The sequence below is a fragment of the Phocaeicola plebeius genome (assembly GCF_003437535.1).
Classification (GTDB): Bacteria; Bacteroidota; Bacteroidia; order Bacteroidales; family Bacteroidaceae; genus Phocaeicola; species Phocaeicola plebeius_A.
The window spans coordinates 103,094-115,667 of the sequence record NZ_QSQT01000001.1; the positions used below are offsets into that span (position 1 = coordinate 103,094).

Sequence of the window (12,574 nt, forward strand, 5' to 3'; positions counted from 1 at the left end):
TAATAATTAAAAACTGCCAGTCATCAGTGATGAAAAGAGCGATATTTCCGGGCACATTCGACCCGTTTACTATCGGGCACTATTCCGTGGTGAAGCGTGCCCTGACCTTTATGGACGAAATCATCATCGGCATTGGGGTGAACGACAAAAAGAAAACCTGGTTCCCCACCGAGAAGCGCGTAGAGATGATTCGCAAACTTTATGCCGACGAGCCGCGCATCAAGGTCGAGGCATACGACAACCTTACCGTTGATTTTGCCCGCGAGCGCGAGGCCGGATTCATTATCCGCGGCATCCGTACCGTACACGACTTTGAATACGAAGAAACCATTGCCGACATCAACCGCAAGCTGGCCGGCGTAGAAACCATCCTACTCTTTACGGAGCCCGAACTGACCTCCATCAGTTCCACCATCGTCCGTGAACTCCTGCAGTATGGCAAGGATGTATCCGACTTTCTGCCCGAAGGCATGGAAGTGGAATAAAATGAAAGAATGCACATGAAAATCAGAAAATACCTATTCGCTTTATTGGCAGGATGTGCGGCATGGACTGCCCTGCCTGCCCAGAACAAGCTGCTCGATTCGCCTTCGCGCAAACTGCAGCTGGCCGAGTTCGCCATCTCCAATCTCTATGTAGATAAGGTAGACGAAGACAAACTGGTGGAAACCGCCATTGTCAGCATGCTGGAAGAGCTCGACCCGCACTCCACCTATTCCGACCCGGAAGAAGTGAAGCGGCTCAACGAACCCCTTCAGGGAAACTTCGATGGCATCGGTATCCAGTTTAATATGGCTACCGACACCCTCTTTGTCATCCAGCCCGTATCGGGAGGACCTTCCGAGAAAGTCGGCATCCTGGCCGGCGACCGCATCATCGAAGTGAACGACACGGTCATTGCCGGTGTGAAGATGAACACTGACGAAGTGATGCGCCGCTTGCGCGGACCAAAAGGCTCCACGGTGACGGTAAAAGTGTTGCGTGCCGGTGTGAAAGAGTTGCTGCCCTTCACCATCAAGCGCGACAAGATTCCCGTATACAGTCTGGATGCTTCGTACATGGTAGAAGGAAAAATCGGTTATATCCGTGTGAACCGCTTTGCCGCTACCACCGGACAAGAATTTACCGATGCCCTCCACAAGTTGCAGAAGCAAGGCATGAAAGACCTGATTCTCGATTTGCAAGGCAACGGAGGCGGTTACCTGAATGCCGCCATCATCCTGTGCGACCAGATTTTGGGTAAGAAAGAACTCATTGTCTATACCGAAGGCCGCCGCAACCCCCGTTCAGAATTTGAAGCCAAGGGCGACGGCGATTTCCAGAAAGGCCGTCTGGTGGTGCTCGTCGATGAATTCTCGGCTTCCGCCAGTGAGATTGTCACCGGAGCCATTCAGGATTGGGACAGAGGTATCGTAGTAGGCCGGCGTACCTTCGGAAAAGGACTCGTACAGCGCCCCATCGATTTGCCCGACGGTTCCATGATCCGTCTGACCATCGCCCGTTACTACACCCCTTCGGGCCGTTGTATCCAGAAACCTTACGAAAGCATCGAGCAATACAATAAAGACTTGATAGACCGTTACAACCGGGGTGAGATGATGAGTGCCGACAGCATCCACTTCCCCGACTCGCTCAAGGCCAAGACCCTGAAGCTAGGACGTACCGTGTACGGTGGCGGAGGCATCATGCCCGACTATTTCGTGCCCATCGACACCACGATGTACACCAACTATTATCTGTCATTGCGCGACAAAGGCGCCATGGTGCAGCTGAACATCAAGCTGATTGACCGCCACCGGAAAGAATGGCTCCAGCAGTATAAGACGTTCGACCGCTTCAACCGCGAGTTTGAGGTGAGCCAGGCCATGCTCGATGAGCTGGTGGCACAAGGCACCTCCATGGGCATCACCTACAACGAGGCCCAGTTCCGTACGGCACTTCCGCTGGTCAAGACCCAGCTGAAAGCCCTGCTGGCCCGCGACATCTGGGACATGAACGAATACTTCCAGGTGATTAACACGCTGAACGACAGCATGAAAAAGGCCATTGAACTACTGCGCAAGCCCGGCATGAATTTTCCCAAAAGATAGGCTTTTTACGTGTGGCTCACGGCTTCCGATTACAGAATTTTTTCCATAATCTGTTGTGTTATCTCAATAAATCTTCTAATTTTGCATCATAATTTGGACCTTCGAGTGCGAATTTATAGTTCTAACAATTAAATAATTTAAATTCAATCATTTATGTGGTTAAGTAATTCATCTATTGGAAGGAAAGTGGTGATGAGTGTTACTGGTATCGCCCTTGTCCTGTTTCTGACATTTCACATGGCGATGAACCTTGTTGCATTGTTCTCGGGCGAGGCGTACAACATGGTTTGTGAGTTCCTCGGTGCCAACTGGTATGCGCTGGTAGCTACTGTCGGACTGGCTGCCCTGTTTGTAATTCACATCATCTACGCTTTCTGGCTGACGATGCAGAACCGTGCAGCTCGCGGTCACGAACGCTATGCAGTGACAGCAAAACCGAAAAACGTGGAATGGGCATCTCAGAACATGCTGGTACTGGGTATCATTGTAATCCTGGGTCTGGCTCTTCACTTCGTAAACTTCTGGTACAAAATGCAGTTCGCTGAAATCATCGGCAACCCGATGAAGGGTGGTCTTCATGCAGCCGACGGTTACGGCTACATCATGCAGACATTCTCTAATCCGGTGTTCTTCGTGTTGTATATCATCTGGCTGATTGCCTTGTGGTTCCACCTGACTCACGGATTCTGGAGCTCTATGCAGACTTTGGGTTGGAACAACACCATCTGGATTAACCGTTGGAAATGCATCTCTAACATCTATTCTACCATCATCGTACTTGGCTTCATGCTGGTAGCCGTTGTGTTCTTCCTGAAAAACATGATGGGTTGCGGTGCTTGCTAATTTAAGTGTAACTGATTAAATTGAAAAAACATTATGACTAAGATAATCGATTCTAAGATTCCTGAAGGCCCGATAGCTGAGAAATGGACCAATTATAAAGCTCACCAGAAACTGGTGAACCCGGCTAACAAACGTCGTCTGGACATCATCGTGGTAGGTACAGGTCTGGCAGGTGCTTCTGCTGCTGCTTCTTTAGGTGAAATGGGATTCCGTGTGTTCAACTTCTGTATCCAGGACTCTCCTCGCCGTGCACACTCTATCGCTGCACAGGGTGGTATCAACGCTGCCAAGAACTACCAGAACGACGGTGACTCTATCTATCGTCTGTTCTACGATACAGTGAAAGGTGGTGACTACCGTGCTCGTGAAGCTAACGTTTACCGTCTGGCTGAAGTATCAAACAACATCATCGACCAGTGCGTGGCACAGGGTGTTCCTTTCGCTCGTGAATACGGTGGTACATTGGCTAACCGTTCATTCGGTGGTGCACAGGTATCTCGTACATTCTACGCTAAAGGTCAGACAGGTCAGCAGCTGTTGCTGGGTGCTTACTCTGCATTGAGCCGTCAGGTTGGTGCCGGTACTGTAAAACTGTACACTCGTTACGAAATGCTCGACGTAGTATTGGTTGACGGTCGTGCACGCGGTATCATCGCCAAGAACCTGGTAACCGGTAAGTTGGAACGCTTCGCTGCTCACGCAGTAGTTATCGCAACTGGTGGTTACGGAAACACTTACTTCCTGTCAACTAACGCCATGGCATGTAACGTAACAGCTGCCATGTCTTGCTACCGTAAGGGAGCTATGTTCGCTAACCCGGCTTACGTACAGATTCACCCGACTTGTATTCCGGTACACGGTGACAAGCAGTCTAAGCTGACTTTGATGTCAGAATCTCTGCGTAACGACGGTCGTATCTGGGTTCCGAAGAAACTGGAAGATGCCAAAGCATTGCAGGCTGGAACAAAGAAAGGTAGCGATATTCCTGAAGAAGACCGTGACTACTATCTGGAACGCCGTTATCCGGCATTCGGTAACCTGGTTCCGCGTGACGTGGCTTCACGTGCCGCTAAAGAACGTTGCGACCACGGTTTCGGTGTAAACAACACAGGTCTGGCCGTATTCCTTGACTTCTCTGAAAGTATCGAACGTCTGGGCTTGGACGTAGTTCGCCAGCGTTACGGTAACTTGTTCGATATGTACGAAGAAATCACCGACGTAAATCCGGGCGAACTGGCTCGCGAAATCAACGGTGTGAAATACTACAACCCGATGATGATTTATCCGGCTATCCACTACACAATGGGTGGTATCTGGGTAGACTACGAACTCCAGACTTCTATCAAGGGTCTGTTCGCTATCGGTGAATGTAACTTCTCTGACCACGGAGCTAACCGTCTGGGTGCTTCTGCATTGATGCAGGGTCTGGCCGACGGATACTTCGTATTGCCTTACACTATCCAGAACTACCTGGCCGACCAGATTACTGTTCCTCGTTTCTCTACTGACCTGCCTGAATTTGCAGAAGCAGAAAAGGCTGTTCAGGACAAGATTGACCACCTGATGAACATCAAGGGTAAGAAGTCTGTAGACTCTATCCACAAGGAACTGGGTCGCGTAATGTGGGAATACGTAGGTATGGGCCGTACAGCTGAAGGTTTGAAGACCGGTCTGGCTAAGCTGAAAGACATCCGTAAGGAATTCGAAACAGAACTGTTCATCCCGGGTTCTAAGGAAGGTTTGAACGTAGAGCTGGATAAGGCTTTCCGTCTGAACGACTTCATCACAATGGGCGAGCTGATTGCTTACGATGCATTGAACCGTAACGAATCTTGCGGTGGTCACTTCCGTGAAGAATACCAGACAGAAGAAGGTGAAGCAAAACGTGATGACGAAAACTTCTTCTATGTAGCTTGCTGGGAATACCAGGGAAGCGACGACAAGGCTCCGGTATTGTACAAAGAACCGCTGGTTTACGAAGCTATCAAGGTACAGACTCGTAACTACAAGAGCTAATCAGTGAAGTTAAACAATTAAAGAATCTAAGTAAAATGGATAAAAATATATCATTTACGCTGAAAGTTTGGCGTCAGAACGGACCTAAGGAAAAAGGTCATTTCGATACATTCCAGATGAAGGACATTCCAGGCGATACTTCCTTCCTGGAAATGCTGGATATCTTGAACGAACAGTTGATTGAAGACGGAAAAGAACCGGTAGTGTTCGACCACGACTGTCGTGAAGGTATCTGCGGTATGTGTTCTTTGTACATCAACGGACATCCGCACGGACCTGCTACAGGTGCTACTACCTGCCAGATCTACATGCGTCGTTTCAAAGACGGTGATGTAATCACTGTAGAACCGTGGCGTTCAGCTGGTTTCCCGGTTATCAAGGACTTGATGGTAGACCGTACTGCTTATGATAAGATTATGCAGGCAGGTGGTTTCATCAGCGTACGTACAGGTGCTCCTCAGGATGCCAACGCTATCCTGATTCCGAAACCGGTAGCTGACGAAGCAATGGATGCCGCTTCTTGTATCGGTTGTGGTGCCTGTGTAGCTGCTTGTAAGAACGGTTCAGCCATGCTGTTCGTTTCTGCTAAGGTAAGCCAGTTGAACCTGTTGCCTCAGGGAAAACCGGAAGCATTGCGTCGTGCAAAGGCTATGATTGCCAAGATGGACGAACTGGGCTTCGGTAACTGTACCAACACTCGTGCTTGTGAAGCAGAATGTCCGAAATGCGTTTCAATCAGCAACATCGCTCGTTTGAACCGCGACTTCATCAAAGCAAAACTGAAAGACTAATTCTCTTTACAGACAGATAACGATTCGCCCCGAAGCACACGCTGTTTCGGGGCGAATTCTTTTTGTCTTTTAAAAACTTTTAAAAAGCTGAAAATCAAGGGTTGAATATTTGCACAGAATAAGTGTTATTCTTACATTTGTCACGTGATTTTTTTCATAGTATTAGATTTAAGGTTAACAAGGTTGGGAGAAAGCGTTCTCCCATTTTTTATGCCATTTTGTAAACTCCTCCTGCCAGTGCACGGACCACGCCTTTCATCTCTAAGTTGAACAGCAGGCTGGTCATGCGGTTGATGGCGATGTTGCTTTCCACTACCAACGTATTGATTTGTATCCCGTCGGGATGTTTCTGTAAATGGGTGATGACTTGTTCTTCTTCGGGTGTCAGCTCCGGGAACAGCTGGCGCTGGACTACCTGAGGGGAAATGGGCACATGGTCCCAGTTCATGGCTTTTACCACATCTTCCGCGCCCTGTATCAAGGCAGCGCGGTTTTTTTGTATCAGCAGGTTGCAGCCGGTGGAGTAGGTGTCGCCTACGCGGCCCGGAAAGGCGAAGCAGTCGCGCTGGTAGCTTTCGGCTATCTCGGCGGTAATGAGGGAGCCACCTTTGGGGCCGGACTCTACCACGAGGGTGGCGTCGCTGATGCCGGCTACGATGCGGTTTCGCTTCACGAAGTTTTGCCGGTCGGGGTTGGTGCCGCTCATGAACTCGGTGAGCAGTCCGCCCTGTGTCAGCATCTCGGTGGCGGTGCGGCGGTGTACAGCTGGGTAGATGCGGTCTAGACCGTGAGCCAGTACGCCCACGGTGTCGAATCCGTGGGTCAGTGCCTCACGGTGGGCATGGATGTCGATGCCGTAAGCCAGCCCGCTCACTATCAGCACGTCGGGAATCAGGGTGCTGAGTTCCTGCATGAAACGCTGGCAGAGGACTTTGCCGTAGTCGGTGGCATTGCGTGTGCCTACGATGCTCAGGATGTGACGGTTGTTCAGGTTGGCCGAGCCTTTGTAGAACAACACGAGCGGGCCATCGGGACATTCGCGGAGGCGGGAAGGGTAGGCTTCGTCGTCTTCGGTCAGGCACTGAATCTGGTGCTTCTGGGCAAACGAGAGCTCGGCTTCGCACAGACGGAATACTTCCGTATGCTGAAAGGCGGTGGCTACTTTCGGAGTGACTCCGGGAAGAAGAGCCGGCAGCTCGCGGGCGTGTTCGAAAAGCATGGTCGCACTTCCGGCAGCCTGAATCAGGTGGCGGGCTCCTACCAGACCGATGCCGGGCAGAAGGGGAAGGGCCATGCGGCAGAGGAGTTCTTTTTCGTTCATTGGTTCAGGTAGGGAGCAAAGATTTCATTGAAGAGGGCGCTGTCACTCAGGCGTCCGTTGACTACGCACACGGTTTCTACGGTCGATTTGATGACGGGTTTCAGGTCGGGCAGACGGTAGATGTCCTGCACAAAGACGTATTTGATGCCTTCCTTGCGGAGTGCCAAACGGGAGATGAACTCGTCGCCGCTGGTCAGCGGGGTTTTAAAAGCCATGTTCAGGCGGGCTACCACGGGGTCGATGCCCTGCTGGTGAAGCTGGGCGAAGCTGACGCCGACGGAGGAGAGAAACTCGTGGCGGGTGTGCTCGATATAGTGCTGGTAATTGGCATTGTTGACGATTCCCTGCAGGTCGCATTCATAGTCGCGGACCTTCATTTTCAGTTCAAAGATGTATTTCTCCATGAGAGTGAAGTTTATGTATTTTCACAAAGATAGCGAATTATTCCTATATTTGCGGGATATGAAAGAGAATGTACCAGTAATTTATGCAGCCCCTTTGCAGGGCTTTACGGAAGTGGCGTGGCGCAATGCACATGCGCAGTGCCTGGGAGGTGTGGACGCGTATTATACTCCTTTTGTCCGGTTGGAGAAGGGAGAGATTCGTAACAAGGACAGGCGCGACGTGTCGCCTGAAGAGAACACGGTGCCCCGGCTGGTTCCGCAAGTGATTGCCTCGGACCCGGAGGAGCTGAAGGTGCTGACGGACTTTTTGGCTTCGCAGGGCTATCGGGAGATAGATGTGAACATGGGCTGCCCGTTTCCGCTGATTGTACGTCGTGGGAAGGGAGCGGGTATCTTGTCTTCTCCGGAGAAGGTGGAGGCACTGTTGGAGATGATGAAGGTGTTTCCGGAGATTCGCTTTTCGGTGAAGATGAGGTTAGGCGGCCAGGATGCGGAGGAGTGGAAGGCGCTCGTGCCGTTACTCAACCGTTCGTGTGTGACGCAGGTGACGCTTCATCCGCGCATCGGGAAGCAGCAGTACAAGGGGGCGGTGGACCGGGAGGCGTTCCGTGCGTTCTATGAGGCGTGCGAGCGGCCGCTGGTGTACAACGGTGATTTGCTGACGGTGGCCGATATCCGGGAGGTACTGGAAGCGTTTCCCCGGCTGAAAGGGGTGATGCTGGGACGCGGGCTGCTGACGAATCCGGCGCTGGCGCTGGCTTTCCGTGAGGGAGAATTGTCCGAGAACGAATTGAAGGCACGGGTAGCGCAGATGCACCGGCAGATGTATCTGTATTATCATCGGGTGATAGAGGGCGGAGAGGCGCAGCTGCTGGCCAAGCTGAAGACCTGCTGGGAGTACCTGTTGCCGGAGCTGGACAAGAAACAGCGGAAGGCTATCTTGAAGAGCAATCGCCTGGACGGGTATCTGCGGGCAGTGGAAGAGGCGTTGCGGTGAGAGGTATGAAGAACTGAAAAGACTTAACTTTTTTTACAGAAGTAGGATGGTGATTTTGGTATTTTCATCTGTCTCTATTTGAAATAGAAATCGATTTGCACATGGGAAGAGACAGATTAAATATAGATGAGTTATTCAAGTTTTATTATAGACCTTTGTGTTTGTATGCAACACATTATGTACAGGACGTAGAGATGGCCAAAGATATTGTGCAGGATTGCTTTTCGTCTTTGTGGGAGAAAATGAATAATGAAAAGTCTTGTGAGGTAAGTAATATGAAGGCTTATTTGTATGTGATGGTTAAGAACCGTAGCTTGGATTATTTGAGTCAGGAAAATCTGTTCAAATCGGGAGTCTCATTTACTGAATTAGAAGAAACCTTGTTGGATGAGGAGGTGGAGGAGCGGAGTGTGATGGAGGCGCGAATGTGGACTGCCATAGATGCCTTGCCTGAGCGTTGCCGTGAGGTCTTTCTTTTGCATAAACGGGATGGCCTGAAGTATCAGGAGATTGCTGAAAAGTTTCATATTTCGGTTCATACAGTCGACAGTCATATTCAGAAGGCATTTCGTTTGATACGTGAGGGGGCATATAAAGTGTATATGTTTCTCTTTAACTAAAATTCAGTGTTTTCACGTAGTGATTTTTGGGGTTTCTATTGTCACAGGGTTGAATGTATAATATCACCAGAAACATGAATGAATTAGAAGAAAAATGCCTTCGTTTTGTGTTGAGGCACTATCAAAAGAATAAATTGGACACACGGCAGGCTTTGAAAGTTTTCAAGGAAAAGCATGGAGTGGTTGGAAGGGCAGGCGGAAAGAACCGGTATTTCCTGTTTTTATCTGGGCTGGCTGCGGCTATATTGCTGGCGTTTATTGTCTGGGTGGGTATATCTCCTGAGAAGCAGTGGACAGAATTGGCAGCATACGAACATGCAGTAAAGTACCAGTTGCCGGACAGTTCGGTCGTTACGGTATATCCCTATTCTTCTATTTGTTTCCGTACAAAGGATTATGCAGATGTATGTCGTGAAGTGAAATTGACGGGGAAAGTTGGTTTTATGATAAAAAGAGATTGTACTCGTCCGTTTAAAGTAATAGGAAAGTTGGCTGAAGTTCAAGTGTTGGGTACTTGTTTCGTGATGGATGAAAGCCGTGCGGATACCGCATGGGTTCAGGTGGAATCGGGAAAAGTACGGTTTTCTGTACTAGGTCAGTCGGAAGGTGTAGAACTTCTGGCTGGAATGGAGGCACAAGTGGTAAAAGGTCAGCATGTTCCGCAAATCGTCCATCGTCCGGATTCTGTAAAGAAAGGAAGTTTTGTATTTGAGAATACTCCTCTTCCGAAAGTACTTGCAGAGCTTTCCCGTTATTATGGGGTAAAGCTGGTAGCTGACCGGACAGACAAACGGTTGACAGCCAATTTCGATGCACACAGTCTGGACGAAATCATCGAGATAATAGAAAAAGTATTAAAAGTGCATATTAAAAAGCAAGTATGATGAGTACCTTGTGGACTGTGGCGGCTGTCTGTTTATGTTTAGGGGGACATCCTTGTTCTGAAACTTCAGAATTGAAGAAAGCAATCGTACGAATGCAAGACTTGTATCATGTGAATTTCGTCTATGATTCTTCTTTGGAAATGATACGGTTATCTGGCATTCTTTCTTCTGGTAAGTCATTGAAGGAGAATCTGCAAACAGTCTTTTCCGGAACCGGAATCAAATGGGAGATAAAAGGCAGCTATGTTTTGTTGTTTAAATCGAGCCAGTATACTTTCTCAGGACACGTGTGTCAGGATAATGGGGAATCACTCCTTAATGTCACGGTGTATGATCAGAATATGCATATCGGTACCTTAACGGATGAACATGGTTTTTTTAGTTTGACATTACCGGAAGGAAAGCATACTTTGCGTTTCTCTTATGTAGGTTATGAAGAGGTGGTGAAAGAATTGGACTTGCGTTCAGATTATTCTGGTACTATTTATTTGAAGGAAAGTTCCACTGCATTGGAAGGGGTAGTGGTAACAGCCGATTTGAATACTTCTCTTTTTACAACTCAGACTGGAAAGATTTCGTTGACTTCAGAACAGTTGAATACGGAATTCTCACTGTTCAGTTCACCGGATTTAGTCAAGGCAATTCAGCAGCTTCCCGGAGTATCTGCTGGCACGGAACTGCTCTCCGGGCTTTATGTACACGGGGGGAAGAATGATGAAAACTTATTCTTATTGGACGGCATGCCTCTCTATCAGGTGAATCATTTTGGAGGATTGTTTTCTGCATTTAATACGGATATAGTGAAGAACGTGGATTTTTACAAGAGTGGTTTTCCGGCACGTTACGGAGGGAGGCTTTCGTCTGTGACAGATGTCCGTATGAAGGAGGGGGACTTAAAGGAGTTTCATGGTATGGTCTCGTTGGGGCTGCTGGACGGAAGGCTACGTTTCGAAGGGCCTGTCATAAAGGAAAAAACTTCTTTTGTGTTCGGTATGCGCCGGAGTTGGTTGGACGTGCTTTCTGCTCCTGCTTTGCGGATTGCCAATCGTTTCTTTCCCGAAGAAGATATCAATGCCCGTTATGCTTTTCATGATATAAATGCGAAAATTACACATCGGTTTTCCAATGAGAGCAGGCTTTCTTTTAGTGTGTATTCTGGAAGAGATTTGTTTAAAATGAAGGATAAACAGCTTTTCCCGTCAGGAAATCTGCTCCATCAAGAGAAAGAACAGACCACGGATGAATATCATATCAGATGGGGAAATCTTTCTGCCGCGTTGTCATGGAATAATCAGTTCAATCATAAACTGACCGGTAACTTTTCTTTGGTATATGCCCGTAATCTGTCTAAATATGACTTCAGGTCAGATGATAGTTTTTATAAAGGGGAAGATGATAAAGAATATTCTGTAGACCGGATGCAGAGGGACAGTTATTCTACTATTGATGACGTAGGTTTTCGCATGGATTTTCATTACCTTCCTACGGCGAGTCATCATGTTCGCTTCGGAAGCGATTACTTGTATCATATCTATTGTCCGCAGCATACGCTATCACAGGATATAAGAGGTACGGAGGAAATGACGGATACGTTATTGTCATCAGTAGAGAGCCATTACAAGGGGAATGAATTCTCTTTTTATGCGGAAGACGATATGAGGCTGACCCGAAAGCTGCGGATAAACTTGGGGGGACGTTATACCATGTATCAAGTTTCGGGAGCAGTATATCATTCGCTGGAGCCGAGAATATCGGCAAGTTACCGTCTGTTCAGTCGTACCACTTTAAAAGTTTCCTATACCGAGATGAGTCAGTTTGCGCACCAGTTATCCAATTCTTATTTAAACTTGCCGACCGATTGTTGGGTTCCTTCTACCTCCCGTATACGTCCTATGCATTCGCGACAGGTGGCAGGTGGTGTGTACATGGAACTTCCGTGGAGGTTGCGCCTGGAGGTGGAAAGCTATTTCCGTACTACCAGCCGAATGTTGGAGTACGAGGCGGGAGGCAGTCTTACATTGCCTGCCGGAAACTGGGAACAGGTGGTACGGGTGGGAGACGGCAAATCGTATGGGTTGGAAACATCGCTGGTGTATCATGATGAGCAGAACCTCTTTCAGGCTGGTTATACTTTATCATGGAGCAAGCAAAAATTTGATGATTTCTATTCCGGTTGGTATCCCAGCAAGTTTGATAATCGTCATAAACTGAATTTTGTCTATCGTCGTAAATTCAGCCATCGAATGGATGTATATGCAGCGTGGACTTATCGTAGTGGTGACCATGCGACGGTTCCTACACAGTATGTGGAAAATCCTTGCCTACCTGGAACTTCGCAGTTGTCGGACTTAGAGCCGATGTATGGAAAACCTAACAATATTACTTTGCCTGCCTACCACCGGCTGGATGTGGGTATCAATTTCCGGCGGACTACCAAGCGGGGATTCGAGCGAATTTGGAATGTGAGTATCTATAATGCTTATTGCCGTATGAATCCTTTTTATACAAAGATAGAACGGCAGGTGGATGGAAGTTTCAGAGGAAAGGCTATCGGACTGTTCCCGATAATTCCTTCTTTTAGCTACACCTTAAATTTCTGAATCGGTAT

11 protein-coding genes are annotated in these 12,574 nt (G+C 48.4%); 9 read left to right on the forward strand and 2 right to left on the reverse strand.

Annotated elements, in window-relative coordinates:
- Positions 1–29: 29 nt before the first annotated feature.
- From coaD to DXD04_RS00420, 5 genes are all read left to right on the forward strand, one after another.
- Positions 30–485, forward strand: a complete 456-nt coding sequence (coaD, locus tag DXD04_RS00400; protein ID WP_117670004.1) for a pantetheine-phosphate adenylyltransferase — start codon at positions 30–32, stop codon at positions 483–485.
- A 9-nt stretch (positions 486–494) separates the two neighbouring features.
- The gene (locus DXD04_RS00405) at positions 495–2,090 is read left to right on the forward strand and encodes a S41 family peptidase (RefSeq protein ID WP_181977112.1); all 1,596 of its coding nucleotides are present in this window, start codon (positions 495–497) and stop codon (positions 2,088–2,090) included.
- Positions 2,091–2,243: 153 nt separating this feature from the next.
- Positions 2,244–2,933: a succinate dehydrogenase/fumarate reductase cytochrome b subunit gene (locus DXD04_RS00410; RefSeq protein ID WP_117670006.1), complete on the forward strand. Its 690-nt coding sequence runs from the start codon at positions 2,244–2,246 to the stop codon at positions 2,931–2,933.
- A gap of 33 nt (positions 2,934–2,966) precedes the next feature.
- Positions 2,967–4,949, forward strand: a complete 1,983-nt coding sequence (locus tag DXD04_RS00415) for a fumarate reductase/succinate dehydrogenase flavoprotein subunit (protein ID WP_117670008.1) — start codon at positions 2,967–2,969, stop codon at positions 4,947–4,949.
- 35 nt (positions 4,950–4,984) lie between these two features.
- Positions 4,985–5,740: a succinate dehydrogenase/fumarate reductase iron-sulfur subunit gene (locus DXD04_RS00420; RefSeq protein WP_007559479.1), complete on the forward strand. Its 756-nt coding sequence runs from the start codon at positions 4,985–4,987 to the stop codon at positions 5,738–5,740.
- A 208-nt stretch (positions 5,741–5,948) separates the two neighbouring features.
- Here the strand turns inward: DXD04_RS00420 and dprA are convergent, their stop codons facing one another.
- Positions 5,949–7,061 (reverse strand): DNA-processing protein DprA, encoded by a 1,113-nt coding sequence (dprA, locus tag DXD04_RS00425; protein WP_117670011.1) that lies wholly within the window; start codon positions 7,059–7,061, stop codon positions 5,949–5,951.
- Positions 7,058–7,465: an acyl-CoA thioesterase gene (locus DXD04_RS00430; RefSeq protein WP_007559458.1), complete on the reverse strand. Its 408-nt coding sequence runs from the start codon at positions 7,463–7,465 to the stop codon at positions 7,058–7,060. Before DXD04_RS00430 ends, dprA begins: the two co-directional genes overlap by 4 nt.
- Positions 7,466–7,523: 58 nt before the next feature.
- Here DXD04_RS00430 and DXD04_RS00435 point away from each other — a divergent pair, with 58 nt between their 5' ends.
- The 4 genes from DXD04_RS00435 to DXD04_RS00450 all read left to right on the forward strand — a co-directional run bounded on the left by DXD04_RS00435 (position 7,524) and on the right by DXD04_RS00450 (position 12,566).
- Positions 7,524–8,462: a tRNA-dihydrouridine synthase family protein gene (locus DXD04_RS00435; RefSeq protein ID WP_181977113.1), complete on the forward strand. Its 939-nt coding sequence runs from the start codon at positions 7,524–7,526 to the stop codon at positions 8,460–8,462.
- Between the two features lie 101 nt (positions 8,463–8,563).
- Positions 8,564–9,082 carry an RNA polymerase sigma-70 factor gene (locus DXD04_RS00440; RefSeq protein ID WP_007559456.1) on the forward strand — a complete coding sequence of 173 codons (519 nt, stop codon included), beginning with the start codon at positions 8,564–8,566 and terminating at the stop codon, positions 9,080–9,082.
- A 74-nt stretch (positions 9,083–9,156) separates the two neighbouring features.
- Positions 9,157–9,966, forward strand: coding sequence for a FecR family protein (locus DXD04_RS00445; protein ID WP_117670203.1), 810 nt, complete (start codon positions 9,157–9,159; stop codon positions 9,964–9,966).
- On the forward strand, positions 9,966–12,566 hold the full coding sequence (locus DXD04_RS00450) for a TonB-dependent receptor (RefSeq protein WP_409034790.1): 2,601 nt from the start codon (positions 9,966–9,968) through the stop codon (positions 12,564–12,566). Before DXD04_RS00445 ends, DXD04_RS00450 begins: the two co-directional genes overlap by 1 nt.
- Positions 12,567–12,574: the final 8 nt, after the last annotated feature.

What these genes read in the sequence shown, in the direction of transcription:
- DXD04_RS00430 (WP_007559458.1), bottom strand. Translation starts at nt 7,465, where the DNA reads ATGGAGAAATACATCTTTGAACTGAAAATGAAGGTCCGCGACTATGAA.
- DXD04_RS00405 (WP_181977112.1), top strand. Translation starts at nt 495, where the DNA reads ATGCACATGAAAATCAGAAAATACCTATTCGCTTTATTGGCAGGATGT.
- DXD04_RS00445 (WP_117670203.1), top strand. Translation starts at nt 9,157, where the DNA reads ATGAATGAATTAGAAGAAAAATGCCTTCGTTTTGTGTTGAGGCACTAT.
- DXD04_RS00410 (WP_117670006.1), top strand. Translation starts at nt 2,244, where the DNA reads ATGTGGTTAAGTAATTCATCTATTGGAAGGAAAGTGGTGATGAGTGTT.
- DXD04_RS00435 (WP_181977113.1), top strand. Translation starts at nt 7,524, where the DNA reads ATGAAAGAGAATGTACCAGTAATTTATGCAGCCCCTTTGCAGGGCTTT.
- coaD (WP_117670004.1), top strand. Translation starts at nt 30, where the DNA reads ATGAAAAGAGCGATATTTCCGGGCACATTCGACCCGTTTACTATCGGG.
- DXD04_RS00420 (WP_007559479.1), top strand. Translation starts at nt 4,985, where the DNA reads ATGGATAAAAATATATCATTTACGCTGAAAGTTTGGCGTCAGAACGGA.
- DXD04_RS00415 (WP_117670008.1), top strand. Translation starts at nt 2,967, where the DNA reads ATGACTAAGATAATCGATTCTAAGATTCCTGAAGGCCCGATAGCTGAG.
- DXD04_RS00440 (WP_007559456.1), top strand. Translation starts at nt 8,564, where the DNA reads ATGGGAAGAGACAGATTAAATATAGATGAGTTATTCAAGTTTTATTAT.
- DXD04_RS00450 (WP_409034790.1), top strand. Translation starts at nt 9,966, where the DNA reads ATGAGTACCTTGTGGACTGTGGCGGCTGTCTGTTTATGTTTAGGGGGA.
- dprA (WP_117670011.1), bottom strand. Translation starts at nt 7,061, where the DNA reads ATGAACGAAAAAGAACTCCTCTGCCGCATGGCCCTTCCCCTTCTGCCC.